General features: G+C 64.5%; 25 protein-coding genes and 1 tRNA gene. 13 read left to right on the top strand and 13 right to left on the bottom strand.

What is annotated here, in order from left to right:
* Positions 1-99 precede the first annotated feature (99 nt).
* Genes IVB01_RS29575 through IVB01_RS29565 form a run of 3 tightly spaced genes read left to right on the top strand, consistent with a single transcriptional unit; the run spans position 100 to position 3,409 of the window.
* Positions 100-2,211: a TRAP transporter permease gene (locus IVB01_RS29575; RefSeq protein WP_247448915.1), complete on the top strand. Its 2,112-nt coding sequence runs from the start codon at positions 100-102 to the stop codon at positions 2,209-2,211.
* The gene (locus IVB01_RS29570; protein ID WP_247281444.1) at positions 2,172-2,591 is read left to right on the top strand and encodes a DUF1850 domain-containing protein; all 420 of its coding nucleotides are present in this window, start codon (positions 2,172-2,174) and stop codon (positions 2,589-2,591) included. Before IVB01_RS29575 ends, IVB01_RS29570 begins: the two co-directional genes overlap by 40 nt.
* A gap of 11 nt (positions 2,592-2,602) precedes the next feature.
* On the top strand, positions 2,603-3,409 hold the full coding sequence (locus IVB01_RS29565) for a glucose 1-dehydrogenase (RefSeq protein WP_247281443.1): 807 nt from the start codon (positions 2,603-2,605) through the stop codon (positions 3,407-3,409).
* A 63-nt stretch (positions 3,410-3,472) separates the two neighbouring features.
* On the opposite strand, the gene IVB01_RS29560 is transcribed toward IVB01_RS29565, so the two are convergent.
* Both IVB01_RS29560 and IVB01_RS29555 read right to left on the bottom strand, forming a co-directional pair.
* Positions 3,473-4,243, bottom strand: coding sequence for a hypothetical protein (locus tag IVB01_RS29560; protein WP_247281442.1), 771 nt, complete (start codon positions 4,241-4,243; stop codon positions 3,473-3,475).
* 123 nt (positions 4,244-4,366) lie between these two features.
* Entirely contained in the window at positions 4,367-5,944 is a 1,578-nt protein-coding gene (locus IVB01_RS29555; protein WP_247281441.1) for a sodium:proton antiporter, read from the bottom strand.
* An 83-nt stretch (positions 5,945-6,027) separates the two neighbouring features.
* Between IVB01_RS29555 and IVB01_RS29550 the strand changes: the two genes are divergently transcribed.
* The 4 genes from IVB01_RS29550 to IVB01_RS29535 all read left to right on the top strand — a co-directional run bounded on the left by IVB01_RS29550 (position 6,028) and on the right by IVB01_RS29535 (position 10,102).
* Positions 6,028-6,789 (top strand): tetratricopeptide repeat protein, encoded by a 762-nt coding sequence (locus tag IVB01_RS29550; RefSeq protein ID WP_247281440.1) that lies wholly within the window; start codon positions 6,028-6,030, stop codon positions 6,787-6,789.
* 216 nt (positions 6,790-7,005) lie between these two features.
* Positions 7,006-7,425 (top strand): lysozyme inhibitor LprI family protein, encoded by a 420-nt coding sequence (locus IVB01_RS29545; RefSeq protein WP_247281439.1) that lies wholly within the window; start codon positions 7,006-7,008, stop codon positions 7,423-7,425.
* Positions 7,426-7,800: 375 nt separating this feature from the next.
* Positions 7,801-9,711: a propionyl-CoA synthetase gene (locus tag IVB01_RS29540; RefSeq protein WP_247281438.1), complete on the top strand. Its 1,911-nt coding sequence runs from the start codon at positions 7,801-7,803 to the stop codon at positions 9,709-9,711.
* A gap of 124 nt (positions 9,712-9,835) precedes the next feature.
* Positions 9,836-10,102 (top strand): hypothetical protein, encoded by a 267-nt coding sequence (locus IVB01_RS29535; RefSeq protein ID WP_211411683.1) that lies wholly within the window; start codon positions 9,836-9,838, stop codon positions 10,100-10,102.
* Positions 10,103-10,311: 209 nt separating this feature from the next.
* Here IVB01_RS29535 and IVB01_RS29530 read toward each other — a convergent pair whose 3' ends face one another.
* Positions 10,312-10,497, bottom strand: coding sequence for a hypothetical protein (locus tag IVB01_RS29530; RefSeq protein WP_247277932.1), 186 nt, complete (start codon positions 10,495-10,497; stop codon positions 10,312-10,314).
* 142 nt (positions 10,498-10,639) lie between these two features.
* Entirely contained in the window at positions 10,640-11,335 is a 696-nt protein-coding gene (locus IVB01_RS29525; RefSeq protein ID WP_247277931.1) for a cell cycle transcriptional regulator TrcR, read from the bottom strand.
* Between the two features lie 264 nt (positions 11,336-11,599).
* Here IVB01_RS29525 and ispH point away from each other — a divergent pair, with 264 nt between their 5' ends.
* Genes ispH through rnhA form a run of 3 tightly spaced genes read left to right on the top strand, consistent with a single transcriptional unit; the run spans position 11,600 to position 14,031 of the window.
* On the top strand, positions 11,600-12,568 hold the full coding sequence (gene ispH / locus IVB01_RS29520) for a 4-hydroxy-3-methylbut-2-enyl diphosphate reductase (protein WP_247495090.1): 969 nt from the start codon (positions 11,600-11,602) through the stop codon (positions 12,566-12,568).
* 6 nt (positions 12,569-12,574) lie between these two features.
* Complete coding sequence (locus IVB01_RS29515; RefSeq protein WP_247495089.1) at positions 12,575-13,570, top strand: homoserine kinase; 996 nt, start codon at positions 12,575-12,577, stop codon at positions 13,568-13,570.
* Positions 13,567-14,031, top strand: coding sequence for a ribonuclease HI (rnhA, locus tag IVB01_RS29510; protein WP_247277928.1), 465 nt, complete (start codon positions 13,567-13,569; stop codon positions 14,029-14,031). The genes IVB01_RS29515 and rnhA overlap by 4 nt, the downstream gene beginning before the upstream one ends.
* A gap of 72 nt (positions 14,032-14,103) precedes the next feature.
* Here rnhA and mbfA read toward each other — a convergent pair whose 3' ends face one another.
* The 6 genes from mbfA to IVB01_RS29480 all read right to left on the bottom strand — a co-directional run bounded on the left by mbfA (position 14,104) and on the right by IVB01_RS29480 (position 19,983).
* Positions 14,104-15,075, bottom strand: a complete 972-nt coding sequence (mbfA, locus tag IVB01_RS29505; protein WP_247277927.1) for an iron exporter MbfA — start codon at positions 15,073-15,075, stop codon at positions 14,104-14,106.
* Between the two features lie 63 nt (positions 15,076-15,138).
* Positions 15,139-16,287, bottom strand: a complete 1,149-nt coding sequence (locus IVB01_RS29500) for an alpha/beta hydrolase (protein ID WP_276577638.1) — start codon at positions 16,285-16,287, stop codon at positions 15,139-15,141.
* Positions 16,288-16,403: 116 nt separating this feature from the next.
* Positions 16,404-17,273, bottom strand: coding sequence for an MBL fold metallo-hydrolase (locus IVB01_RS29495; protein WP_247277926.1), 870 nt, complete (start codon positions 17,271-17,273; stop codon positions 16,404-16,406).
* A 15-nt stretch (positions 17,274-17,288) separates the two neighbouring features.
* Entirely contained in the window at positions 17,289-17,900 is a 612-nt protein-coding gene (locus tag IVB01_RS29490; RefSeq protein ID WP_247495088.1) for a glutathione S-transferase family protein, read from the bottom strand.
* 181 nt (positions 17,901-18,081) lie between these two features.
* Positions 18,082-18,924, bottom strand: coding sequence for a fumarylacetoacetate hydrolase family protein (locus tag IVB01_RS29485; RefSeq protein ID WP_247277924.1), 843 nt, complete (start codon positions 18,922-18,924; stop codon positions 18,082-18,084).
* Between the two features lie 210 nt (positions 18,925-19,134).
* Entirely contained in the window at positions 19,135-19,983 is an 849-nt protein-coding gene (locus IVB01_RS29480; RefSeq protein ID WP_247277923.1) for an MBL fold metallo-hydrolase, read from the bottom strand.
* A 112-nt stretch (positions 19,984-20,095) separates the two neighbouring features.
* Here IVB01_RS29480 and IVB01_RS29475 point away from each other — a divergent pair, with 112 nt between their 5' ends.
* Positions 20,096-20,572 carry a DUF3775 domain-containing protein gene (locus IVB01_RS29475; RefSeq protein ID WP_247277922.1) on the top strand — a complete coding sequence of 159 codons (477 nt, stop codon included), beginning with the start codon at positions 20,096-20,098 and terminating at the stop codon, positions 20,570-20,572.
* Positions 20,573-20,619: 47 nt separating this feature from the next.
* Here the strand turns inward: IVB01_RS29475 and IVB01_RS29470 are convergent, their stop codons facing one another.
* Together IVB01_RS29470 and IVB01_RS29465 are read right to left on the bottom strand one after the other, a co-directional pair.
* Entirely contained in the window at positions 20,620-21,402 is a 783-nt protein-coding gene (locus tag IVB01_RS29470) for an SDR family oxidoreductase (RefSeq protein WP_247277921.1), read from the bottom strand.
* Between the two features lie 201 nt (positions 21,403-21,603).
* Positions 21,604-22,116 (bottom strand): CvpA family protein, encoded by a 513-nt coding sequence (locus IVB01_RS29465; RefSeq protein WP_247277920.1) that lies wholly within the window; start codon positions 22,114-22,116, stop codon positions 21,604-21,606.
* Between the two features lie 136 nt (positions 22,117-22,252).
* Here IVB01_RS29465 and IVB01_RS29460 point away from each other — a divergent pair, with 136 nt between their 5' ends.
* Positions 22,253-23,014 (top strand): SDR family oxidoreductase, encoded by a 762-nt coding sequence (locus tag IVB01_RS29460; protein WP_247277919.1) that lies wholly within the window; start codon positions 22,253-22,255, stop codon positions 23,012-23,014.
* Between the two features lie 493 nt (positions 23,015-23,507).
* A tRNA-Met gene (locus tag IVB01_RS29455) sits at positions 23,508-23,584 on the top strand.
* Between the two features lie 90 nt (positions 23,585-23,674).
* Here the strand turns inward: IVB01_RS29455 and IVB01_RS29450 are convergent.
* Positions 23,675-24,712 carry a thermonuclease family protein gene (locus IVB01_RS29450; protein ID WP_247277918.1) on the bottom strand — a complete coding sequence of 346 codons (1,038 nt, stop codon included), beginning with the start codon at positions 24,710-24,712 and terminating at the stop codon, positions 23,675-23,677.
* Between the last annotated feature and the right edge of the window lie 48 nt (positions 24,713-24,760).

Below are 24,760 nucleotides of genomic sequence, written 5' to 3'. Positions count from 1 at the left end.
GCCGGGCTTGACCCGGCCATCCATCCACCAGGACTCATCTTTCGATGGATGCCCGGGGCAAGCCCGGGCATGACGATTTCAGGGCGCGGGGACATATCGATGTTGCAGGCAGAGGGCACCGAAGCTGCGCCCATCAAGGTCGAGTTCGACAATTTCGAGCACGGCTTTCCGGAAGGCTTTGGTCCGGGCTGGTGGGGCCATCTCGCCTACTGGATCGGGATCGCGTTTGCCACCTTCCAGCTCTATGTCGCCGCCTTCAACTATCTGCCGAGCCAGGTGGTGCGCGGCGTCCATGTCGGCTTCCTCGTGCTGCTTACCTTCGGCCTGATCGGCAATTTCACCGCGAAGAGCAATTTCGGCCGTGCGCTCGGTTGGGTGATCGGCGGCGCCGGCTTCTTCTGCGGGCTCTATCAATGGATCTTCTATGCTGACCTGATCGCCCGTGACGGCGATCCGACGCGGCTTGATCTCGTCGTTGGCACGCTGCTGGCCGTGCTGATCTTCGAGGGCACGCGGCGGCTGATGGGCGCGGCGCTGCCGCTGATGTGCGGCGCCTGTCTCGTCTACTGGTTCTTCGGCCAATATCTGCCGTCGCCGCTCAACCATCGCGGCTATGATTTCGACCAGATCGTCACGCATCTGTCGTTCGGCACGGAAGGCTTTTACGGCGTGCCGATCTACGTCTCGGCGACCTACATCTTTCTGTTCATCCTGTTCGGCTCCTTCCTGGAGCGCGCCGGCATGATCCAGCTCTTCACCGACGTCTCGCTCGGCCTGTTCGGCCGCACCCGCGGCGGACCTGCCAAGGTCGCTGTGTTCGCCTCGGGCATGATGGGCACGATCTCCGGCTCCGGCGTTGCCAACGTCGTTACGGTTGGCCAGTTCACGATCCCCTTGATGATCAGGTTCGGCTACCGCCGCGCGTTCGCGGCGGGCGTCGAGGCGACGGCCTCGATGGGCGGACAGATCATGCCGCCAGTGATGGGTGCGGTTGCCTTCATCATGGCCGAGACGCTCGGCGTGCAATATTCGGAGATCGTGAAGGCGGCGGCAATCCCTGCGATCCTCTATTTCGCCTCAGCGTTCTGGATGGTGCATCTGGAAGCCGGCAAGCACGGGCTCGTCGGCATGAAGCGCTCGGAGATCCCGAGCGCCTGGAAGGCGCTGGTGACGCGCTGGTATCTCGTGTTGCCGCTCGCCGCCCTCGTCTACATGCTGTTCGAAGGCTTTACGCCGCTCTATGCCGGCAGCATGGGCCTTGCGCTGACGGTGGCGCTGATCCTGGGGACCAGCATCACGGCCGGCGTGTCCGCGACGGTCATTCGCTACATCTTCTGGATCGGCCTCGCGCTGGTCGTCGCCGCGCTGTCGCGCGACGGCCTCCAGATCGTGCCGGTTGCTTGCGTCGTGGTCGGGCTCATCGTGATCGCGGCGTTCGTGCGCGGCGGCTTTGCGGCGTTGCGCGCCTGCCGCGATTCCTTGGCCGAGAGCGCCAAATCCGCCATCACCGTCGGCATGGCCTGCGCTATCGTCGGCGTCATCATCGGCATGATGTCGCAGACCGGTGTCGGCACCATCTTCGGCGGCTGGGTGATTGGCCTCGGCGAGAAGAGCCTGTTCTTGGCGTTGATCATGACCATGCTGCTGTCGATTCTGCTCGGCACCGGCATCCCGACCATCCCGACCTACATCATCACCGCCGCGCTCGCCGCGCCGGCGCTCGCCAAGCTCGGCGTTCCCCTGATCGCGAGCCACATGTTCGCGTTCTATTACGGCATCATGGCCGACCTCTCGCCGCCGGTGGCGCTCGCCGCACTCGCGGCGGCGCCGATCGCGAAGGAGAACCCGGACAAGATCGGCTGGGAGGCGATGCGCATCGCGCTCGCCGGTTACGTCATCCCCTTCATCTTCGTCTATTCGCCTGCGCTGATGCTGCAGGCCGGCGATCCCATGGCGGCCAAGCTCGGCTTCTACGGCGCGGTGGCACTCGCGAGCTTCAAGGCGCTGGTGGCGATCGCGCTGTTCGGCATGGTCGCGATCGGCTTCCTGTTCACGCGGCTGACGCTGGTCGAGCGGCTGGTCGCGCTCGGCGCCGCGTTCTGCCTGCTCGGTGAATTCCCGTTCAGCGACACGGCCGGCTTCGTGCTCTCCGCGGCGCTCGTGCTGTGGCAATGGCGCCGGCGTCCGCCGGCGGCGGTCGAGGCGGTGTGAGCCTCTGCTTGGCAACGGCAGGCGGCGTCAAGGCGCTGGCGCTGTCCGCCTTCACGTTGGCCTGGACGCATTCGATCGCGAAGGTCGAATGGCAGGAAGACTGGCGGGCCACGCCCGCCGGCCTCGAATTGGTGCAGGCCCGCGTCAAGGGCACTGGCCCCGGTATGGAGCCGCCGCCCGAGGCGCGGCTGATCGACGGCTGGTTTCAGTGGCAACCGAACCGCGCGCCGGTGCCGGAGGTCGTGCTGGGTAATTCGGGCACGGCGGGGGAGTGGCGGCTGTGCCATGCTGGAAAGTGCCGGACATTGTCGGAGATTGTCGGCCATCCGATCGGTGCTAACGTCACCAAAATGAGCATCTGCGAACAACAAGAGAAATAAGGGAGATCACAATGGATCGGCTCAACGGCAAGGTTGCCATGGTGGTGGGCGCCGGCTCGATTGGACCCGGCTGGGGCAACGGCAAGGCGACCGCGGTGACCTTTGCGCGCGAGGGCGCGCAGGTGTTTTGCGTCGATCGCAACGGTGCGGCGGCCGAGGAGACCGCGAAGATCATCAATGACGAAGGCGGCAAGGCGATGGCATTCACGGCCGACGTCTCGCGGCCTGCCGAGATCGAGGCGATGGTGGCGGCGTGTCTGAAGGCCCATGGCCGCATCGACGTGCTCGACAACAATGTCGGCATCGCCGAGATGGGCAGCGTGGTCGAGGTGAGCGAGGAGAGCTGGGATCGTGTCTTCAGCGTCAACCTCAAGAGCGCCTATTTCGCCATGAAGCACGTCATTCCCGTGATGGTGAAGCAGGGTGGCGGCTCGATCATCAACATCTCCTCGATCGCCTCGATCCGCCACATGGGCATCTCCTACGTCACCTACGGCGCCTCGAAGGCGGCGATGAACCAGATGACGCGCACCACCGCGATCGAGTTCGCGCGCCATCATGTGCGGGTCAATGCGATCCTGCCGGGCCTGATGAAGACGCCGATGGTCGAGCACTCTGCCGGGCTTGCCGCGAGCTATGCCAAGGGCGACGTCGAGGCGATGTGGCGCGCGCGCGATGCGCAGGTGCCGATGGGCCACATGGGCGACGCCTTCGACGTCGCCAACGCAGCGCTGTTCCTGGCGTCAGACGAGTCGAAATACGTGACGGGGATCGAGCTCGTGGTTGACGGCGGGATCACCTGCAAGGCGGGGGCCTAGGCGCCGCCGTCGTGCCGGATCTGCGCTTCGCTCATCCGGGACGACAGCGGAGGTTAGAGCGACCTACTGTGCCAGCGCCAGAATCCCGGCGGCAAACGCGTGCCAGGCCGCCGTCTCGCTGACCGGCCAGTTCAGCACCTTCACCGCCAGCAGTGCGAGCGTGCCGTAGATGTAGACGGGATGCACGCGCGCCATGGTGCGCCAGTCGCGCACCATGGCGACGACGAGCAGGAGCGAGGCGACGGCGGCCGGCGCGATGGTGACGGGCACCGGCGGCGGGCCCGGTGGTCCTGGAGGCGCGAGGAAGGTGAGGAACCAGCGCGCGATCGCGGCATCCAGAATTGACACCGCCGCGAGCAGCATCAGGCGCTTGTGGACCTCGGGCCTCCGAGCGTTCACAATCGCGAGCACGAATGCCATCGCGAAAAACGCGATCCCGCTCATCGGGACGATCGAGAACGCGATGCCGGCCTCCTCCTGCCCGAGCGTGGCGGAATGCTGCATCACATGCACGGAGGCCAGGAAGCCGAAGATCGTCATCGCGGTCGCGAGCGAGACGCCGGCCATGCCGAGTGCGCGGTGATTGACCACGCGGCCCGAGGCTGCGAGCCAGGTCTGAAGCACGAAATAGAGCGACCAGGTGAAGAACAAGAGACCGTGAAAATGAATCACGGGACTTGCGGAGAATGTCCGGTTGGCAAGCGGCACCCAATAGGTCGGTGCAAAGCCCAAAAACGCGGTGGCCGCGCAAGCGAGCGACATGTGGAGATAGAAATATCGTGCTGGCGACGCATCACGCGCGCGGACACGACGGTCGTCGATCAGGGTCGTCATCTGGAATGAGTCTGGCAAGGCGGGGTTTGGTTCAATCCCACTGTCGTCCCGCACAAGCGCAAGCGCTCGCGCGGAGATCCCGGATCGCGCGCGCTCTGGGCGCGCTTGTCCCGGACGATGAAACTATCCCCCCGCGCTCAATTCGGCGCGATCGAGCTCTTCCTCAAGCTTGTGGAACGCGTCGTCGCCGATCACCTCGGTCGCGCGCAGGTCGAAGATCGATTTGCGCGCGGCTTCGATGGCGCGGCGGCGCAGGGGATCGGCGGGCAGCTCGCCATTGGCGATGCCGCCGTTCGGATCGTTTTCCGCCTGCATCAGGATCGCGCGATATTCGAGCCGCAGGATTTCCGCTTCCTCCGACGGATCGCTCTCGATGGCGTCGAGCGCGGCGCGATAGGCGACCGCGCGTCCGCGCGCGACCTCGATGCCGACAGGATCGTCGTCCTTGAGGCCGAACGCCAGGATCAGCGGCCGCAGCGTCAGGCCCTGGATCACCAGCGAACCCAGCACCACCGCAAAGGCGATGAAGACGATGAAATCCCGATGTGGAAAGTGTTCCGGCAGGGCAAAAGCGGTGGCGAGCGTGACGAGGCCGCGCATGCCGCACCAGGAGATGATGAGGCCGCCCTTGGCAGAGGCGACCTGCTTCGGATCCTTCGGGCGATAGATCCGCTGCGCGATCAGCGCGCGGAGCGTCGTCCGGTAGAACGTCACCCAGAGCAGCCGGACCAGCACCACTGTGAGCAGGATCCAGGCGGCGGCGACGCAATATTCCCAGCGTACGTCGGCATCGAGCCGCGTCCAGATCGGTCGCATCTGCATGCCGATCAGCATGAAGGCGAGCACGTTGAGCACGAACACCATCGTCTCCCACACCGCATAGGAGGGCACCCGTAGCCGCGCCGGCATGCGCAGCCCCGCCCTGCGTGCCATCGTCATGGCATAGACGACGATGGTGAGAATGCCGGAAAGGCCGAGATGCTCGGCGGCGATCCAGACCAGGAAGGTGGTGGCGAACTGCAAGATGATCGCGCTCGGTGCCTCTTTCACCCGTTCAATGAACAGCGGAACAATGCGGCCCGCGAGCAGGCCAGCGATGACGCTGCCAACCAGCGCTAGCGCCATGGTCGGTGCGACCTGGCTCCACGTCAGGTGCTCGGTGGCAACCGCGCCCACCGCGATGCGATAGATCAAGAGCGCAGTCGCGTCGTTGAGCAGGCTCTCGCCCTCCAGGACCTTCACCATGCGGTGGGGCAGCTTCACCTGGCTGAGGATCGCGACCGCAGCCGCGGCATCCGGCGGCGCCACGATGGCGCCGAGCGCGACCGCGGCAGCCCAGGGCATATCGGGCATCAGCCGGTGCGCGACATAGGCCACGGCGGCCGTGGTCAAGCCGACCGCGGCGACGACCAGGGTCGAGACCGGAACCCAATTGCTGCGCAGATCGCGCAGCGAGGTGTCGAACGCGGCATCGAGCAGGACCGGTGCGACAAAAAGCGCCAAAGCCAGGTCCGGCTCCAGCGTCCAGGACGGGCTCGACGGCACGAAAGCGATCAGCGCGCCACCAATGGCGAGGAAGGTCGGGTAGGGGACCTTGATCCGCCGCGCCAGCGCCGATAAGCCGACGGCGCCGAGCAGAAGCACGATGATCCATTCGAATGTCGACACGGTGATTCCCGAAACCGATTTGAGCGGCGCCACAAGCTAGCACCAATCCGGCCGTAATGATGGATAGTGGGGCGACCAGGCAAGATTGAAGGCAAGGCGTTCCGATCGTGACGAACATGCGTTCCTTTCTCATTCAACTGTCGGGCGCCGGGTTGCTCTGCGCGCTCTCGGTCGCCGCGGCCCATGCGGCGACGGGCGGCGAGCCGGTCGCGGTGGCGCAGGTCGATGTCGCGCCATGCCTTGCGGCGGCGGCGGCCGACGATATGGACAAGGCGGTTACGGCCTGCGCGGCCGTGATCGAGCATGAGAAGACCGCGAAGGAAGCCCTGATTAAGGCGCTGGTCGCGCGGGGCGCGCTTTATGCGCGGCACGAGCAGATCGACCGTGCGATCGCGGACGACAGCCGGGCTTTGCAGCTCGATCCCGGTCTCGCCGACATCTTCAACGCGCGCGGTGAGCTCTGGCTGAAGAAGGGGGACAGGCCCAAGGCAGTGCAGGATTTCGGCGCGGCATTGAAGATTGATCCCAACCACGAGAAGGCCAAGGCCAATCACAAGGCAATGGCGCGCGAGCTCGAGCGGATCGGGGCGCAGATAGCGGTCGCCGGCAAGCCAAGCTTCAATTGCGCCCGTGCGCGACGCGCCGTGGAAAGGGCGATCTGCGGCAATCGCGAGCTCGCCGATCTCGACCGGGAGATCTTTGCCGCCAATGAGCGCGTGATCCGCGAGGCGCGCAATGCGGGTGAAGCCAAGACGCTCCAGCGCGCGCAGGATGAATACGTCGCGCGTCGCAATGCCGGATTCGGCCGGCCAGGGTACGACCTGAAGAAGGCGATGCAGGAGCGCCTGCAGCGGCTGAACGGTGTGGATGGATATTGACGGGACCTCCGCCTCTCTCCGCAAGCGGGGCGAGGAGTGCGGGCAGCTCTCCGCACGCCCGATTTGAACCCATCCTTTGCCAGCCGCGACAACGGTGAGAACCCGACGTCACGGAGCCCTATGTCATGTGCGGCACACATTCTTCCGCGCAAATGCCCTGGTTTGCCAAAATTTCGCTGCGCGCCTTCTTCCTCGGCGCGGCAATCAGCCTTGTTGATGGGTGAACGCAAGAAGGCGCTGGCCGATTACGAAACGGCCCTGCGGCTCGACCCGAGTAACGAGAATGCCGCGAGCGGCCGCCGCGCCATGATCGCCGAGATCGCGAAATTCGGATCCGAGCCGCTGCGTGCGATGAATGCGGCTTCCGGCAACGCTGCGTCGTTCGATTGCGCCACGGCGACGCGCGAGGTCGAGAAGGTGATCTGTGCCGATCCGCAACTCGGCGTGCTGGACCGCCAGATCGCTGAGACCTACGAGCGTGTGCTGCGGGCTGCGACAGCGCGTCTCGCGGCCGACCTGCGCAAAAACCAGCGCGATTTCCTCACGACGCGCAACGCGAGCTTCGGCCGCCCCGGCTATGATCTGAAGAAGGTCATGAAGGACCGCCTGCAGCGGCTCGATGCGATGGCAAGCTGAGAAGCGCTGAAGAACCGAAGTCGCACGGCTGGCTCGGTTAGCTCTCCCGCTTGCGGAAGAGGTCGACGCGTCCCCGGCGGTGCGAAGCATCGTCCAGAGCGCGGCGGGTGAGGGCCTTCCCCTCTTGGAGACTTCCTCCATAGGCCTCCCGACGCGGAGGCACCCCAGCCTCCTCGCAGGCGGAAGAGGGAGCGCAGCGCCGATGCGCGCAAGCTCTACGCCTCTCCTCCAAAAGGCCCATCCTTTTCGGCTTGAACCGCGGCCCGTTCCCGGGAAAATACCCGTCAAGCAAGGCCGGCACTTGATCCTGGTCCTGGCGGGACGCTTCTCCTGCCGTCAGGTCAAGACCAGGCCAAAGGGAACGGGAGCGCGGGAATGAACGTCCAGGGCAAGAGTCTCTATCACGAGGTCCATGCGCGCTCGCTGGCCGATCCGGAAGGATTCTGGGCCGAGGCGGCCAAGGAGATCGACTGGATCGAGCCGCCGAAAAGGATCTTCGATGCGACGCAAGGAACCTACGGCCGCTGGTTCACCGGCGGCGTGGTCAACACCTGCTACAATGCGCTCGACCGCCATGTCGAACGCGGCCGCGCCGACCAGGTCGCGCTGATCCATGATTCGCCGCTGACGGCCAGCATCACCAAATTCACCTACGCCGAGCTCTTGAGCGAGGTGCAGGCACTCGCCGCAATCATGCAGGATTTTGGTGTCGCCAAAGGCGATCGCGTCATCCTCTATATGCCGATGGTGCCGGAGGCGGTGACCGCGATGCTCGCGTGCGCGCGCATCGGCGCGGTGCATTCCGTGGTGTTCGGCGGCTTTGCTGCCAAGGAGCTCGCCACGCGCATCGACGATGCGCAGCCAAAGCTCATTCTCTCCGCGAGCTGCGGTATCGAGCCTGGCCGTATTGTGCAGTACAAACCGCTGCTCGACGAGGCGATCAAGCTCGCGAGCGCGAAGCTGAAGGCCTGCATCGTGCTGCAACGTCCGCCGCACACCTGCGACCTGACCCCGGGACGCGACTATGATTGGGCGAGCCTGCGGCGCAAGGCGCTGAACGACGGCAAGAAGGCGCCCTGCATGCCTGTTGCCGCGACCGATCCGCTCTACATCCTCTACACCTCGGGCACGACGGGCATCCCCAAGGGTGTGGTGCGCGACAATGGCGGCCACCTCGTCGCGGTGAAATGGTCGATGTTCAACCTCTATGGCGTCAAGCCGGGCGAGGTCTGGTGGTGCGGCTCGGACATCGGCTGGGTGGTTGGTCACAGCTATATCGTCTACGGCCCGCTGCTGCATGGCGCGACCTCGATCATGTATGAGGGCAAGCCGGTCGGCACGCCCGATGCCGGCGCGTTCTGGCGCGTCATCAGCGAGCACAAGGCGGTCGCCTTCTTCACGGCGCCGACCGCTTTCCGCGCCATCCGCAAGGAGGATCCGGAAGGCAAATTCATCCGGCAATATGATCTCTCGAAATTCCGCACGCTGTTCCTTGCCGGCGAGCGCGCCGATCCGCCGACGGTGGAATGGGCGGAGCAGCAGTTGAAGGTGCCGGTGATCGATCATTGGTGGCAGACCGAGACCGGCTGGTGCATCGCCGGCAATCCGGTCGGCCTCGGCATGCTGCCGGTGAAGCACGGCTCGCCGACGGTGCCGATGCCGGGGTATCAGGTCGAGATCGTCGATGAAGCCGCAAAGCCGGTCGGGCCCAACACCATGGGCTCGATCGTCATCAAGCTGCCGATGCCGCCGGGGTGCCTGCCGACGCTGTGGAATCAGGACGCGCGCTTCAAGGAAGCCTACCTCAGCGAATTCCCCGGCTATTACAAAACCTCGGACGCCGGCTACAAGGACGAGGACTGCTATGTCTTCGTCATGGGCCGTACCGACGACATCATCAACGTCGCCGGCCACCGCCTCTCCACCGGCGGCATGGAGGAGATCCTGGCCTCGCATCCGGACGTGGCCGAATGCGCCGTGCTCGGCGTCAAGGATGCGATCAAGGGCGAGGTGCCCTGCGGCTTCCTAGTGCTGAAAGCCGGCGTGACGCGTGCGCCCGCCGAGATCGAGAAGGAGATCGTCGCGCTGGTGCGCGACAAGCTCGGCCCGGTCGCCGCCTTCAAGCTTGCGATCACCGTCGGCCGCCTGCCCAAGACGCGCTCCGGAAAGATCCTGCGCGGCACCATCAAGAAGATCGCCGACGGCGAAGCCTGGACCATGCCGGCGACGATCGAGGACCCCAAGGTGCTCGACGAGATCGGCGCGGCGCTGAAGGGGCGGATGTGAATTGTGCTCTCCGGTCGTCATGCCCGGGCTTGACCCAGGCATCCATCAATGATCAGGCAATTGCCTTGATTTCGATGGATTGCCGGGTCAAGCCCGGCAATGACGAATGAGACAGGACCGATCAATGTCAGCCAAGCTCGCGCAGTATGGCGCCATCTCCCTGCTCGCCATCGCACTCTCCGCCTGCTCCGCGCGTTACCAGACGCCCGTAGCGGTCGGCGGCGACGATGACGACGCGGTTTGCCAGAGCCGCGGTTATGCGCAGGGCTCGCCGGAATACGTGGCCTGCCGCAAGGACCGTGATGTCCAGCGCAATGCAGCCACCGCGCGTGCCGATCGCCGTCAGCGTGATCTCGGCGAATACATGCTGAACCATCCCGAACGGCCGTGAGTGCCGATCCGAAATTATGGTGCCGCGGCGCTTGCTCGCATTCACGTCTCCCGTGATCCGCCTGCAACGCAGCAGTCGAAATCCTTGTCCGCTCTCTGCTCTGACGCTGACTCGCGCAACAACGCGCTAGAAATAGCTGAAGAGGAGCTGACATTGACGGTGCGGTTGGCGCCGTCACACCGGCGAATGTGATACACGGGGGGACGCGGCTATCCGGCGTGCACCGTCCGCGGATGCCGATCATGCAGCAACTTCGCCAGGTCGTCGCGATCGCCAGGGCGGTCCCTGATGGCAATCTCGAACAAGGCTTCCTGGATATCCCGGGGCATGTCGCCCCAGGCTGCCAGGACAGCGCGTCCCAGCATCAACGCAAAATGGTTTTCGTCGTCCCGCATCGCTGATCCTCCGCGCTGGAAACAATGCGAGGTCGGCCGCATCGTTCCCGGCAGAGGCGTCGCGAAAGTTCCGCTCGCAAACAAAAACGCGGCGGATCGCTCCGCCGCGTTCGAACCGGATGCGGTGCAGGGAAGTAAGCCCCTACTCCTGCTCGTCCTCCTGCTTCTTGCCGCCGAGCGTCTTGAGCTTGGCGAATACGGCGTCGACATTGAGGTCGTCGCTGGATTTCTGCGCGGGCTCGTACTCGTCCTTACGGGTGGTCTCGGAGGCCGGCAGCAGCGTGGCGCCTCCATAGGCTGCGTCGATCGGCTTCTCCTTGGCTGCGCGCTGCACCTCGAAATCGAGCTCGATCTGGGAGCACAGGCCGAGGGTGACAGGGTCGATCGGGGTCAGCGCGGACGTGTTCCAATGGGTGCGGTCGCGCACGCTCGCGATCGTGCTCTTGGTGGTGCCGACCAGACGCATGATCTGGGCGTCCTTCAGCTCAGGATGGTTGCGCAGCAGCCAGAGGATGGCGCTCGGGCGCTCGTGGCGCCGCGAGACCGGCGTGTAGCGCGGGCCCTTGCGCTTGGGCTGGGGCGGCAGCACCACCTTGCTCTCCTGGAGGCGGAGCCGGTAGTCCGGGTTCTTCTCGCCCTTCTCGATCTCTTCGCGGGTCAACTGGCCGTTGGAGAGGGGGTCCATGCCCTTGATGCCCTGGGCCGCGTCGCCGTCGGCGATCGCGCGCACCTCGAGGGGATGCATCTTGGTAAAATCGGCGACCTGGTCGAAGGTCAGCGCGGTGTTGTCGAGCAGCCAGACGGCGGTCGCCTTGGGCATCAGAGGTGCGTTGCTCATGGCAAATCTCCTTTGTGCTTCGCCCACCCCTCTGGAGGCGAAACCGGTGGTCATCAGCGATGACAGGGAATTGGCGCTATATAAGCCCGGAGGGGGTAGCCACGCAATGGTTCTGCTATAGATAGTGCCTTGACAGCGCCCGAAAGGGGGCCCAATTCCCTTTGAAGTCCCTGTAAAGTCCAGGCAGACTGTTTTAAGCCCAATCCATCCATCGACCGCCCCCGCCAGAAGGCGAAACGGGTGATTCGGTCCCGAGATCGCTCAATGTCAGCCAAACCAGACCTCAAGATCGTGCTTTGTTCTCCCCGTGGCTTCTGCGCCGGGGTGGTCCGGGCGATCGACACCGTGGAACGGGCGCTCGATAAATACGGCGCTCCCGTCTATGTTCGCCATGAGATTGTGCACAACAAGTACGTCGTCGACGGGTTGAAGAAGAAGGGCGCGATCTTCGTCGAGGAGCTCGCGGAAATCCCTGAGAATACCACCGCGCCAGTGGTGTTCTCGGCCCATGGCGTGCCGAAGTCGGTTCCGGCCGATGCCCAGTCCCGCAATTTGTTCTCGCTGGATGCGACCTGCCCGCTGGTGACCAAGGTGCACCGCGAGGCCGCGATCCACTTCAAGCGCGGCCGCGAGATCTTCCTGATCGGCCACTCCCATCATCCTGAAGTGGTCGGCACCCTCGGCCAGCTTCCGGTCGGCGCCGTGACCCTGATCGAGACCGCCGAGGACGCCAAGACCATCACTCCGAAGGACCCCAACAACCTCGCCTTCGTGACCCAGACCACGCTGTCGATCGACGACACCGCGGAGATCGTGGCGCTGCTCAAGGAGCGCTTCCCGAACATCAACGGGCCGCACAAGGAAGACATCTGCTACGCCACCACCAACCGCCAGCTCGCGGTGAAGAAGGTGGCGCCGGTGGTGGACGCCCTGATCGTGGTCGGCGCGCCGAACTCGTCGAACTCGCAGCGCCTGCGCGAGGTCGCCGAGCGCGAGGGCTGCAAGATCGCGGTGCTGGCGCAGCGCGCCGCCGACATCGACTGGGGCAAGTTCGACAACATCGCCAGCCTCGGCATAACCGCGGGAGCATCCGCGCCGGAAGTGATCGTCGAGGAGATCATGGACGCGTTCGCAGAGCGCTACACGCTGCATGTGGAGACGGTCTCGGCCGCGGAAGAGAACGAGTTCTTCCCGCTGCCGCGCTCGGTGCGCCCCGCAGCCGCCGCAGAGTAAATCTGCATGGCGGTCTACACCGACGTTGCCGCCGATGAGCTTGCGGATTTCCTGAAGCAATACGATCTCGGCGAACTGCTCTCCTACAAGGGCATCGCCGAGGGCGTCGAAAACTCCAACTTCCTGCTGCACACGAGCCAGGGAAACAAGCAGGCCTCGTTCATCCTCACGCTCTATGAGAAGCGCGTGGCGAAGAACGACCTGCCGTTCTTCCTCGCGCTGATGACGCATCTCGCCGAGCATGGCATCAACTGCCCGTTGCCGGTGAAGGCGAGGGACGGCGAGGCGCTGCGCGAGCTGGCGGGCCGGCCGGCCGCGATCATCACCTTTCTCGAGGGCATGTGGCCGCGCAAGCCGAATGTGGCCCATTGCGCCGGCGTCGGCGAGGCGCTGGCGAAAATGCACCTGGCTGGCGCCAACTTTGCGATCAAGCGCGCCAATGCGCTCTCGGTCGCGGGCTGGCGGCCGCTGTTCGATGCGGCCGCAAGCCGCGCCGACGAGGTGCAGCCGGGGCTGCGCGTCTTTCTCGCCGCGGAGCTCGATCATCTCTCGAGCGGGGTCTGGCCCACCAATCTACCGGAGGGCGTGATCCATGCCGACCTCTTCAACGATAACGTCTTCTTTCTCGGCGACCGGCTCTCGGGGATGATCGACTTCACCTTCGCCTGCAACGACATGCTGGCCTATGACGTCGCGATCTGCCTCAACGCCTGGTGTTTCGAGCCGGATCATTCCTTCAACGTCACCAAGGCGCGCGCCTTCCTCAATGCCTATGGCCGGGTGCGAAAGCTCTCCGAAGCCGAAGAGGCGGCGCTGCCGCTGCTCGCGCGCGGCGCTGCGATCCGTTTCCTGCTGACGCGGCTGGTCGACTGGCTCAACGTGCCGCCGGGCGCGCTGGTGCGGCCAAAGGATCCGCTGGAATATGTCCGCAAGCTGCGCTTCCACCAGAGCGTGACGAGCGTGCACGACTATGGGCTGATGCCGTCAGGACTGGTGGCGTGAGCGAGCTTCCTAACGTCACGATCTATACCGACGGCGCCTGCTCGGGAAATCCCGGTCCGGGCGGCTGGGGCGCAATCCTGAAGTTCGGCGACAAGGAGAAGGAGCTGAACGGCGGCGAGCGTCACACCACCAACAACCAGATGGAGTTGATGGCGGCGATCTCAGCGCTCGAAGCACTGAAGAGGCCGTGCACGGTCGATCTCTACACCGACAGCCAATATGTCCGTCAGGGCATCACGGGGTGGATCTTCGGGTGGAAGCGCAACGGCTGGCGCACCGCCGACAAGAAACCGGTGAAGAATGTCGAGCTATGGCAGCGTCTCGATGCCGCGCTGAAGCAGCACGAGGTCCGCTGGCATTGGGTCAAGGGCCATGCCGGGCATCCGGAGAACGAGCGCGCCGATCAGCTCGCGCGGGACGGCATCGCGATGGCGCGGTTGCAGCAGAGAGTGCGGGAGTAGTAGCGCCGTCTCGGGCGTCGCCAAGCTCTCTCCAGCCGGCCAAGGCGGGCGATGACACCGGGGGTGAGGCTACTACGCCGCCCCGATCACGATCCCCACCGCCAGCACGATGGCGCCGCCGAGCACGATCTGGAACACGGCCTGGAGAAACGGCGTGTCCATGTAGCGCGAGCGGATGAAGGCGATCGCCCACAATTCGAAGAACACGACGACGCAGGCGATGGCGGTCGCGACCCAGAATGCGTTGGCCCAGCTGTCGGGCACGAGATAGGGCGCGGTGTGGCCGAGCCCGCCGAGCGTCGTCATCGCGCCGCACGTGAGGCCGCGCAGCCAGGGCGAGCCGCGCCCCGTTAGCGAGCCGTCGTCGGAGAGAGCTTCCGCAAAGCCCATGCTGATGCCGGCGCCAATCGACGCGGCAAGGCCGACCAGAAATGTCTGCCAGTTCTGATGCGTGGCGAAGGCGGCCGCAAACAGCGGCGCCAGCGTTGAGACCGATCCGTCCATCAGGCCCGCGAGGCCCGGCTGCACATATTGCAGCACAAACATCCGCCGCCGTGTCCGGTCCTCCTCGGCGCGCACGTCGGGCTTGAGGATCTCGTCGGTGAGCGCGACGGCCCGATTCTCGTGATGCCTCTCTTCCTCGGCGAGATCGCCGAGCAGGCGGCGCACACCGACATCCTCCGCCTGCTCGGCAGCCCGCGCGTAGAAGCGCTCGGCTTCGAGCTCCATGGTCTCGACTTCCTTCCGGATCGTGTCGAGCGGCAGGTTCTTGGTCAGCCATATCGGGCGGCGGCGCAGGAAGCCCTTCACGTCCTCGCGGCGGATCGGCGGCAGATGCGAACCAAAACGCTCCTCGTAGAGCTGGAGCAGGCGATGCCGGTGGCCGCGTTCCTCCTCGGCCATCTCCTCGAAGATCTTGGCCGTGTCCGGGTAGCGCTCGCGCAAGTCCTCGGCGAAGGTCATGTAGATGCGGCTGTCCTCCTCCTCGGAGGAAATCGCGACCGCAAGCACCTCGCGCTCGGTCAGGTCGGCAAAGTTCTTCACGACGGTCCTGCCATTAGTTTAGAATTATTCTAAACTATAGGTCGCCGCGGTTCCCCGGTCAAATCAGCCGGAGCGGGCCTTGGCGAGGAAGTCCAGCAACAGCCGGCCGACTTCGGCGGGCTGCTCCTGCTGCACCCAATGGCCGGCGCCATCGACGAGATGGCAGCCGAGCATCTTCGTGCACGCGCGCGCCTGCATCGCCTCGAACGCGCCGGGGCGTTGATAGGTGCCCCAATCCTGCTTGCCCGAGATGAAACAGGAGGGCACGTCGATGCCGCGGCCAGAGAACAATTGCAGTTCGCGATTGAAAGCGCCCGAGGTGCCGCAGCGATACCATTGCAGCCCGCCCTGGAATCCGGTGCGGCCATATTCGGCGCTGTAGTAGGCGAGCTCGCGGTCCGGTAGCCATTGATTGGCGGCGATCGCGCTCGGCGACGGCATCTCCTTGGCCACCGTCTCAGCCATCGTCTCGTTCAGGTCCATCACGTAATAGGTCGGCAGCTTCGCCAGTTCATTCGCCGACCATGATGCCAGCGGATACGGCTTGTTGTCGGACCAGTCCGCGCTCTTGTGATGATAGTAGGCGCGCAGGAAATCGTGCACGCCCTGCGGCGCGCAGTGCATGTCGGCGTTGGCCGCGCGTGTCGAATAGTACCATTGATAGTGTTTTCGCGGACGCGGCAGCGCGGCGAGTTCGCGATGCACGGCGTCTTCGGCCGCAGGCTTTGCCGGCGTGTCGACTGTGTTGAAAGGCAGCGGCGGCGGTCCACCGAACGGCGCGCTCATCATCGTCACCGAGCGAAACACGTCGGGCCGGCTCAGGGCGCACCAGGCCGCGACCGCGCTGCCGAAATCGTGCCCGACCACATCGACCTGTCGGTAGCCGAAAGCCGCCACCAGGGCGAGCGCATCACGTATCAGGTTGAAGAGCGAGAAGGGCGCGAGATCGCCGTCGTACTCGGCGCGCCATCCCATCGTGCGCCCATAGCCGCGCTGGTCCGGCGCGATCACGTGATAGCCCGCCGCAGCTAGCACCGGCATCACCTTGCGCCAGGAGAAGGCCAGCTCGGGAAAGCCGTGCAGCAAGAGAATGCACGGCCGGCCCCCGGTTTCGAACCCGGCTTCCAGCACATGCATGCGCAAGCCGTTGATGCCATCGACATAGCGTGCGCGGATGCCGGCGGGGAGCGGGACGTCGGGGAGATCGGCCATAGGCGCTTCCTCGTGATGGCCCGGCTTGTCCCGGCCATCTACGTTCTTCGTTGCCGTTGATTGTAAGAACCTAGATGCCAGGCACAAGCCCGGGCATGTGAAGAGAGGTCGTTCCGCTAGGCCGCCGCGCAGACGAAGCCGCTGCCCTTGCGCTTGATCTTGCCCACCGACGGCGAGGGGAAATGCGCCGTGCAGCACAGCGTGTCGGTGTCGCAATAGCGCTCCAGGAAGCCGCGGCGCGTTTTCGCCGCTGTCGCCTGATCGACGTCGAACTTCATCGACAACTCGGGATAGAGCGCCTGCAATGGCGAGTGGATGAGATCGCCGGAGAACACCGCATCGTCCTTGCCGCGTCCGACAGTGAAGGCGACATGGCCCGGCGTGTGGCCCGGCGTCGGCAGGATGCGGATGTGATCGCCGATCTGATGGTCACTGCCGACGAGTTCGTGGCGCCCCGCCTCCACCACCGGCAGCACGCTGTCGGCAAAGGGCGGGACCTCCGCCTTCGCATTCTGCTCGGTCCAGTAGTCGAACTCACGCTTGGCGAAGACGTAGCGCGCCTTGGGGAAGGTCGGTACCCAGCGGCCGTTCTCGAGCCGGGTGTTCCAGCCGACATGATCCGCATGCAGATGCGTGCACATCACGAAGTCGATGTCGTCCACCGACACGCCGGCAGCATTGAGCCCGCGCAGATACGTGTCGTCGGTCTTCATGTGCCATTTCGGCCGCTGCGGCCGCGGCTTGTCGTTGCCGATGCAACTGTCGATCAGGATGGTGTGATGCGGCGTCTTCACCACGTAGGACTGGAAGCACAGGATCAGCGTGTCCTGCTCGTCCAGTGCCTTGGCCTGCCGCATCCATGCGCGGTTCTCGGCCAGCACCTCCGCCGTCAGCCCGGGAATGAACTCCAGCGCCGGGAAGAACGGGACTTCCTGCTCGATGACGCGATGGATGGTGAGATCGCCGACGGAGTATTTGAGGCTCATGAGAGCTCCTGCGAATTATGCCGGAGGCGGCACCGAGATTTTCACGGAAGGCCGCTCCAGCATTCTCTGATGGAAGGCGTCGAGCTTGGGATAGGCTTGGCGCCAGCCGCAATCGGCGAAGCGGAAGTCGGCATAGCCGAGCACGCAAACGAGGCCGATCTGCGAGATGTCGAACGGGCCGTTCAGCACCTCTGGCATATTCTCGAAGCGTGCCATGCCCGTCCAGGCCCTGTTCCAGTGGTCGTCCGACCATGCCTGCCATTGCAGGCCCTGCGGCCGCACCATCTTCTCGTAGCGGCACAGCAGCATGGAATCGAACATGCCGTTGAGCAGCGAGTGGTTGGTCTTGGTCTTCCAGCGCCGCGGCCCGTAGTCCGGGATCAGGCTGCCGCCGGCGATCTCGTTGAGATATTCGACGATGACGTAGGAGTCCAAAATCACGTCGCCGTCATTGGTGATCAGCACCGGCAGCTTCTTCAGCGGCGTGATGCGCGAATAATCCTCGTTGGCGGTGCCCGGCGCGACGGTTGCGGGCACGAGCTCGATCTTGTCGATCAGCCCGAGTTCGACCGCAGCGATGCGCACCTTGCGGGCGAAGGGCGAGGCGGGGGAGAAGGTGAGTTTCATCTGAATAACCTCTATCCAAACACACACGCCTCATCCTGAGGAGTGCGCCTCTTCGGCGCGCGTCTCGAAGGACGGAATGGGAGGCGTTCTCTCGTCACCCGGCCAATGCGTCGAGTGACCGTGTTATTGGCGCATCCTTCGAGACGCGCATTGCGCGTTCCTAAGGATGAGGGCGGAGAGCCTACGCCGCGATGATCTCCTGGCGCTGCTCGCCGAGACCTTCGATGCCGAGCGTGACGACGTCGCCGACATTGAGGAAGGTCGGCGGCTTCATGCCGAGGCCGACGCCGGGCGGGGTGCCCGTGGTGATGATGTCGCCGGGCAACAGCGTCATGAACTGCGACACATAGGAGACGCACTTGGCCATGGAGAAGATCATGGTCTTGGTCGAGCCGGTCTGGCGGCGCTGGCCGTTGACGTCGAGCCACATCGAGAGGTCCTGCACGTCCTTGATCTCGTCCTTGGTGGCGAGCCATGGGCCGAGCGGGCCGAACGTGTCGTGCGACTTGCCCTTGGTCCATTGGCCCAGGCGCTCGGTCTGGAAGTTGCGTTCGGAGACGTCGTTGCAGACGCAATAGCCGGCGACGTAGTTCAGCGCATCGGCTTCCGAGACATATTTGGCGCGGGTGCCGATGATCGCGGCGATCTCGACTTCCCAGTCGAGCTTGGTCGAGCCGCGCGGCTTCTCGACCGGATCGTTCGGGCCGGAGAGCGAGGTGTTGGCCTTCATGAAGATGATCGGCTCGGTCGGGATCGCAGCGCCCGTCTCCTTGGCGTGGTCGCTGTAATTGAGGCCGATGGCGACGAATTTCGAGATGCCGGTGACCGGTGCGCCGAAGCGGGGCTTGCCGGACACCGCGGGCAGCGAGGCGGGGTCGAGGCTCGCCAGCTTTTTCAGAGATTCCGGCGAATAGGCCTCACCGGTCAGGTCCTTCACATGCGCCGACAGGTCGCGCAACTGGCCGGATTTGTCGATCAGGCCGGGCTTTTCCGCACCCTTCTCGCCATAACGAACAAGCTTCATTCTCGTTTCTCCCTGGGAATAGACCGATCGGTTGAACAGCTTCATGGAACAGGGCGGCGGGAAATTCAACCGCTCACTGCCGGGCGTTTCCGCATTACACCCCCTCATCCTGAGGGCCCGCCGAAGGCGGGCATCTCGAAGGATGGCCGCGGGCGGGGCCTTCATGGTTCGAGACGCGCGAAGACGCGCTCCTCACCATGAGGAGTACCGTCACCCCAGCGCCACAAACCTGAACGCGTCGCCATCCCGCTTGATATGCCCGGCCGAGAAATGCCCGCCGATCACCAGCGTCGGCGTGTCGGCAAAGCGGCCGAACAAGTCGCGCCGCGTTTCGGCCGATTGCGCCTGGTTGGAATCCGCGGTCGAGGACCAGTCGAGATGCGCCATCTGGCAGGGGTGGTGGGCGACGTCGCCGGTGAGCAGGCCCTGCTCGCCGTCGGACTGGATCAGGATGCTCATATGGCCGGGGCTGTGGCCTGGCGTCGGGATCATGCTGATCTCGTCGTAGAGCTGGCGGTCGCTCGCGATCAGATCGGCCCTGCCGGCATCGACGATCGGCTGCACGGAATCATTGAACACCGCTGCCTTGTCCGGTTCGGCGGAGTGGTCGCGCCAGTGCTCGTATTCGGTCTTGCCGAACACGTAGCGCGCATTCGCAAAGGTGGGCAGCCATTTGCCGTCGACCAGCTTCGTATTCCAGCCGACATGATCGACGTGAAGATGCGTGCACAGCACCGTGTCGATGCTGTCAGGCGCGAAGCCTGCCGCCGTCATCGTCTCCAGAAATGGTGTGCTGCGATGATTCCAGGTTGGGACGTTGCGGCCCTGCTTGTCGTTGCCGAGCCCGGTGTCGACCACGATCCGGCGCGTCGGCGTCTCCACCACCAGCGAATGGATCGACATCTTCAGCCGGCCTTCTTCGGTGGCGAAATGCGGGATCAACCAGGGCAACTTCTGGATCTCTGCGTTCCCTGCGAGCGGCAGGATGAAGCGGGTCGAGCCGACCGTCTCCAATTCCACCACCTTCGTGATTTTGACCCTGCCCACCTTCCACTGCATCGGCGCCTTCCCATGTTCTTGTTTTGGTGCCGAAACATGCGGCCTTCCGCCATGGAGCGCAATGGATCATCTGACGCGATGCGGCGTTATCGCGGGAACCGGAGGAGGAGCCATGCCAGAGCTTGCAATATCCGCTGAAAAAGTCGCTTTTATCATCGAGAAGGCGCGCGAATTGGACGTCAAGGAGGGCGATTCCGATCCGGATTCCGGCTCGAACCCGAGCGATGACGATGCGCTCGACGTTCTCGAGGACGACGGCTCCGATCCTGTCGTCCAAGAGCTCGGGAGCTTCATGATTGCCCTGAACGAGGACGAGCAGCTCGATCTCGTCGCGCTGACGTGGCTCGGCCGCGGCGACGGCACGATCGATGATTGGGACGATTTGCGCACCCGCGCAGTGGAGGCGCGGAATGAATATCGCAGTCCGCGCCGCGAAACGGTGCACTATCTGCTCGGCGAGCCCATGCTGGGCGATCTGCTCGCCGACGGTCTCGACGCATTCGGCATCGACTGGACCGATGAGCGCACCACCGCTGATTCCTCCGCTCCAAGTCAGCAGGACGAGGACGAACCGACCAAGCAGCGGTGAGACGGAGAATGCTCTCCCCGTAAGAACGGGGAGAGCGAGATGCGCGACTACAGGGTCCCCGGGAACGCGCCGCCATCCAGCAAAATGTTCTGCCCGGTGATGAAGCCGGCCTTGGCGCCGCAAAGGAAGGCGCAGGCATAACCGAACTCGTCGGGCTGGCCGAAGCGGCCGGCGGGGTTCTGCTTGGCGCGCTCGGCGAGGATCTGCTCCGGCGTGACGCCGCGCTTGTCGGCCTCGGCCTTGGCGGTGCCGGTCAGGCGGTCAGTCTCGAACGGGCCAGGCAACAGGCCATTGATGGTGACGTTGTTGATCACGGTCTTGCGCGACAGGCCGGCGATGAAGCCGGTGAGGCCGGCGCGCGCGCCGTTGGAAAGGCCGAGGATGTCGATCGGCGCCTTGACGGCGGCCGAGGTGATGTTGACGATGCGGCCGAACTTGCGCGCCATCATGCCGTCCACCGTCGCCTTGATCAGCTCGATCGGGGTGAGCATGTTGGCGTCGATTGCCTTGATCCAATCGTCGCGGGTCCAGTTGCGGAAATCGCCGGGCGGCGGGCCGCCGGCATTGTTGATCAGGATATCAGGCTCGGGGCAGGCCTTCAGCACGGCCTCGCGGCCTGCCGGCGTCGTGATGTCGCCGACGATCTCGGTGACGGTCACGCCGGAATAGGCTTTGCGGATGTCGTCGGCCGTCTTCTTCAAGGCCTCGGCGCCGCGCGCGGTCAGGGTGACATGAACCCCGGCCTCGGCCAGCGAGATGGCGCAGGCGCGCCCGAGGCCCTTGCTGGATGCGCAGACGATGGCGCGGCGACCTTTGATCCCAAGATCCACTGTTTCACTCCCGTAATGTCAGGTAGGTTTTGGACGGCGGCTACTCTATCCAACCTCGACGCTGCTGATAAGGGACGGGCCCGCTTCAAAATGCATGGCGCGCGCTGCGGCGATGCAAATGCGGAGGCATGGTCCGGAAGAATGTATCGCGGTTTTCTAAAGAGATCATGCCCAAACAACAAAGCGCGATCTGATCGCGCCTCAGATGCGCCGCTCCTGCTTGAGGCGGTCGATCGCGGCAGCCGCCTCCGGCGGCAGCGACTTGAATCCCATCTGTCCTACCGTCGAGAACAGCGGGCGCAGATGCGAGCCGGCGAGAAAAGGCGGCTGGCGGTTGGCCGGCACGATCTGGTCGAACACCGCTACCAGCGTGGTGGCGACGAGGCCGACCCTGATGGTGCCGAGCGCGGCGCCGCCGAGCCGGTCGCCGATGCCGGCCTCGCCGATGGTGTCGTTCAGGGCGGTGCGGCCGATATGCCCGAGCAGCATGCCGATCACCACAAAGATGGCGAAGAACCAGATCCAGTTCTGGAGCAGCGGTGAATTCGCGTTGGCTGCGATCTGCGGCGCGATCAGCGGCATCAGCGCCACCGCCATCGGCGCGGCGAGCAGATAGGCGAGGATGGTCACAGCGCTGCGCAGCAGCCCGGTCCTGAAACCGAGGCCGACCGCGATGGCGAGTGCCGAATAGACCGCGAGATCGAAACTGTTCATGCCTGCGAGCTCACCTCAGGAAACGTTGCTGCGCTGGAACGAATGAACGCCGAGCCGATCATTCCGGTTTCAGATCGCTAAAATCGTCTGTATTGATGGCTTCAAAAGCTCAGGGATTACGCCCAAGGAAATCGTCATGGCAGACCTATTCGACGTCAGTGAAGAAACCATCCTCGTGACCGGCGCGAGCCAGGGGCTGGGACGGCAATTTGCCCGAGTGCTGGCGGCCCATGGTGCATCCGTCGCGCTCGCGGCGCGGCAGACCGACAAGCTGAAGAGCCTGGAAGAAGAGATCCGCGGCAATGGCGGCCGCGCCGCTGCCGTCGCGCTCGACGTCACCGACACCGCGTCGATCGCCAGGGCGGTCGATGCGGCGGAAGCTGCGCTCGGGCCGGTCACCGTGCTGATCAACAATGCCGGCATTGCCATCGAGAAGCTCGCGACCGAGCAGACCGAGGCTGACTGGGATGCCGTGATCGGTGCCAACCTGAAGGGCGCCTATTTCCTCGCGACGGAAGTGGCGCGGCGCATGATCGCGCGCAAGCAGCCGGGCAACATCGTCAACATCGCCTCCGTGCTCGGCACCGGCGTGCTGAAGGCGGTCTCTCCTTACGCGATCTCTAAGGCCGGCATCCTCCAGGCGACCAAGGCGATGGCGCTGGAGCTCGCGGGCCAGAACATCCGGATCAACGCGCTCGCGCCCGGCTATATCGATACCGAGATGAACCACGCCTTCTGGTCGACGCCCGCAGGCGAGCGCCTGGCCAAGCGCATCCCGCAGCGCCGCGTCGGCGCCGAGTCCGATCTCGACGGCGCGATCCTGTTGCTGGCGTCGAACGCCTCGCGCTACATGACGGGCAGTGTGGTGACGGTGGACGGCGGGTTCTTATTGAATTGAGCTACGCTGCGCTATTGGCGCGCGAGAGCTTTACTCCGGTCTCGTCCCGGACAAAGGCGTCCGATTGCGTCCCGCGGCCGCCGCGAGCCGGCTCGGCCGCGACCGCGCGACCATGGCACCGAAAGGCATCCTCCAGCGCCTGCAGCGGGGTGTTTGTCAGGGATTGTCCAAGGCACGGTCCATGGCAGCATCCCCTAAATGACGTTGCGCCCTGATTTTGTTACGGCCAAGCTGGCTCTTTGCGGAACTCCTGGCAAGTGCATGCCGAAACGGCCCCAAAACCGGTCCATCCGCCTGTCACAAAGTCGAAAAAAACGTTCCCGCAGCCCTTTCCAAAGGCAGCCCGCCTTGTTACATACGCCCCGCACCCGACGGGCTTTGCCCCGGGTCGCCTTCCAAGGAAGCCTTTGGGACGGACGAAGCAAGCCACGCGAACAGCGCCGGCCCTAACTGACCGTCCCCGGCCTTTGGCGAAGGCAAAGCAAGTGTTTAACGCGGGGTGGAGCAGCCCGGTAGCTCGTCAGGCTCATAACCTGAAGGTCATAGGTTCAAATCCTATCCCCGCAACCAAATTCGGATTGACCGGATCTGATATGAAAATGGCCCGCATGAAGCGGGCCATTTTTGTTTGGTAAATGTTTGTTTGCTAAATCCTGCGCCTCAAAACTCCCTAACCACCTTCCCATCCGCGCCCACCAGCGTCGACGGTGCCTCCCCAAACACCAGCCCCTCTGGCTGAAACTTGATCGTCTTCCCGCCCTCGACGAACTCCGCAAAATTGCGCGGCGTCGCCGAGTGCACGCCGTTCGCCAGGAAGTCATCGATTTCGTAACAGGTGTCGGGCTTGCCGCCGGAGCCTTCGCCCAAAAACTTCTGGAAGGTCTGGCTCGTGATCTTGGCCTTCTTGCGCGCCGACCAGTTGGTGTAGCGGCGGTAGAGCTTTGGCAGGATCACCGGGCCCTTGTCGGTCGCGAGCACGGCGGTCTCGCCGGCCCTGGGCTCGCGCAGGCCGAAGTCGAAGGGGCCAATCGTCTTGGCGAGATGTTTCCAGACCGGCAGCTTCTTTGCGCGCGCCGTCTTGGCGAGCGCGAGGAAGGCCTTGATCTCATCCTCGTTCATCGAGGAGTAGAACGTCGGATAGGCAAAGCCCTGCTCGACCAGCCAGTGATTGATGTCGATTGTCTCGCCACCAACCGTCACCTCGATGTCGCCGACCAGCCGCCCATAGGTGTCGAACACCTCGTTCGGCGCATCGACATGGGTGAACACGCGGCAGGGAAGGGTGACTTCGCCGGGACGGCTGAGGAAATCGTGCAGCACCTTGCTCGCGGTGGCGCCGAGGAATTGTCGGTAGGAATGCGTGACCTCGTGATAGGCCTGCCGCTTGGCCTGCGTCAGACCCTTCTTCTCGGCCGTCGAGAGTGGCGAGGGCTGGTAGTGCAGCTCCGGTGCGTCGATGCCCTGGAGGCGGACGGTGAGCTTGCCGTTCTTGATCGGTGCCGTTGCGGTCCGGCCCTTGACCTTGGCGCCCTCGAAGGCGTGGGTCGGCTGGAATGGCGACGAGTCGTTCTTGCGGAAGCGGATCGCGTCCGGCGCGATGGCCACCACGACCTTGGTGGTGTCGGCGTCCGACCGCCCCTCCGGCCAGAACTGGCCGACATCAATCGTACCTTCAACCTCCAACAGTCCAACGGGCATCGGCCGCTCCTGTCACGGCGCACGACGACTTCTGAGGAAGCGATTCGC

The organism is Bradyrhizobium sp. 164 (assembly GCF_023073715.1).
Taxonomy (GTDB): Bacteria; Pseudomonadota; Alphaproteobacteria; order Rhizobiales; family Xanthobacteraceae; genus Bradyrhizobium.
Note: the sequence above shows the minus strand (reverse complement) of the source record. Positions and strands in the feature narration are given on the sequence as shown.

What these genes read in the sequence shown, in the direction of transcription:
- IVB01_RS29575 (WP_247448915.1), top strand. Translation starts at nt 100, where the DNA reads ATGTTGCAGGCAGAGGGCACCGAAGCTGCGCCCATCAAGGTCGAGTTC.
- IVB01_RS29570 (WP_247281444.1), top strand. Translation starts at nt 2,172, where the DNA reads ATGGCGCCGGCGTCCGCCGGCGGCGGTCGAGGCGGTGTGAGCCTCTGC.
- IVB01_RS29565 (WP_247281443.1), top strand. Translation starts at nt 2,603, where the DNA reads ATGGATCGGCTCAACGGCAAGGTTGCCATGGTGGTGGGCGCCGGCTCG.
- IVB01_RS29560 (WP_247281442.1), bottom strand. Translation starts at nt 4,243, where the DNA reads ATGACGACCCTGATCGACGACCGTCGTGTCCGCGCGCGTGATGCGTCG.
- IVB01_RS29550 (WP_247281440.1), top strand. Translation starts at nt 6,028, where the DNA reads ATGCGTTCCTTTCTCATTCAACTGTCGGGCGCCGGGTTGCTCTGCGCG.
- IVB01_RS29545 (WP_247281439.1), top strand. Translation starts at nt 7,006, where the DNA reads ATGGGTGAACGCAAGAAGGCGCTGGCCGATTACGAAACGGCCCTGCGG.
- IVB01_RS29540 (WP_247281438.1), top strand. Translation starts at nt 7,801, where the DNA reads ATGAACGTCCAGGGCAAGAGTCTCTATCACGAGGTCCATGCGCGCTCG.
- IVB01_RS29535 (WP_211411683.1), top strand. Translation starts at nt 9,836, where the DNA reads ATGTCAGCCAAGCTCGCGCAGTATGGCGCCATCTCCCTGCTCGCCATC.
- IVB01_RS29530 (WP_247277932.1), bottom strand. Translation starts at nt 10,497, where the DNA reads ATGCGGGACGACGAAAACCATTTTGCGTTGATGCTGGGACGCGCTGTC.
- IVB01_RS29525 (WP_247277931.1), bottom strand. Translation starts at nt 11,335, where the DNA reads ATGAGCAACGCACCTCTGATGCCCAAGGCGACCGCCGTCTGGCTGCTC.
- ispH (WP_247495090.1), top strand. Translation starts at nt 11,600, where the DNA reads ATGTCAGCCAAACCAGACCTCAAGATCGTGCTTTGTTCTCCCCGTGGC.
- IVB01_RS29515 (WP_247495089.1), top strand. Translation starts at nt 12,575, where the DNA reads ATGGCGGTCTACACCGACGTTGCCGCCGATGAGCTTGCGGATTTCCTG.
- IVB01_RS29500 (WP_276577638.1), bottom strand. Translation starts at nt 16,287, where the DNA reads ATGGCCGATCTCCCCGACGTCCCGCTCCCCGCCGGCATCCGCGCACGC.
- IVB01_RS29495 (WP_247277926.1), bottom strand. Translation starts at nt 17,273, where the DNA reads ATGAGCCTCAAATACTCCGTCGGCGATCTCACCATCCATCGCGTCATC.
- IVB01_RS29490 (WP_247495088.1), bottom strand. Translation starts at nt 17,900, where the DNA reads ATGAAACTCACCTTCTCCCCCGCCTCGCCCTTCGCCCGCAAGGTGCGC.
- IVB01_RS29485 (WP_247277924.1), bottom strand. Translation starts at nt 18,924, where the DNA reads ATGAAGCTTGTTCGTTATGGCGAGAAGGGTGCGGAAAAGCCCGGCCTG.
- IVB01_RS29480 (WP_247277923.1), bottom strand. Translation starts at nt 19,983, where the DNA reads ATGCAGTGGAAGGTGGGCAGGGTCAAAATCACGAAGGTGGTGGAATTG.
- IVB01_RS29475 (WP_247277922.1), top strand. Translation starts at nt 20,096, where the DNA reads ATGCCAGAGCTTGCAATATCCGCTGAAAAAGTCGCTTTTATCATCGAG.
- IVB01_RS29465 (WP_247277920.1), bottom strand. Translation starts at nt 22,116, where the DNA reads ATGAACAGTTTCGATCTCGCGGTCTATTCGGCACTCGCCATCGCGGTC.
- IVB01_RS29460 (WP_247277919.1), top strand. Translation starts at nt 22,253, where the DNA reads ATGGCAGACCTATTCGACGTCAGTGAAGAAACCATCCTCGTGACCGGC.
- IVB01_RS29450 (WP_247277918.1), bottom strand. Translation starts at nt 24,712, where the DNA reads ATGCCCGTTGGACTGTTGGAGGTTGAAGGTACGATTGATGTCGGCCAG.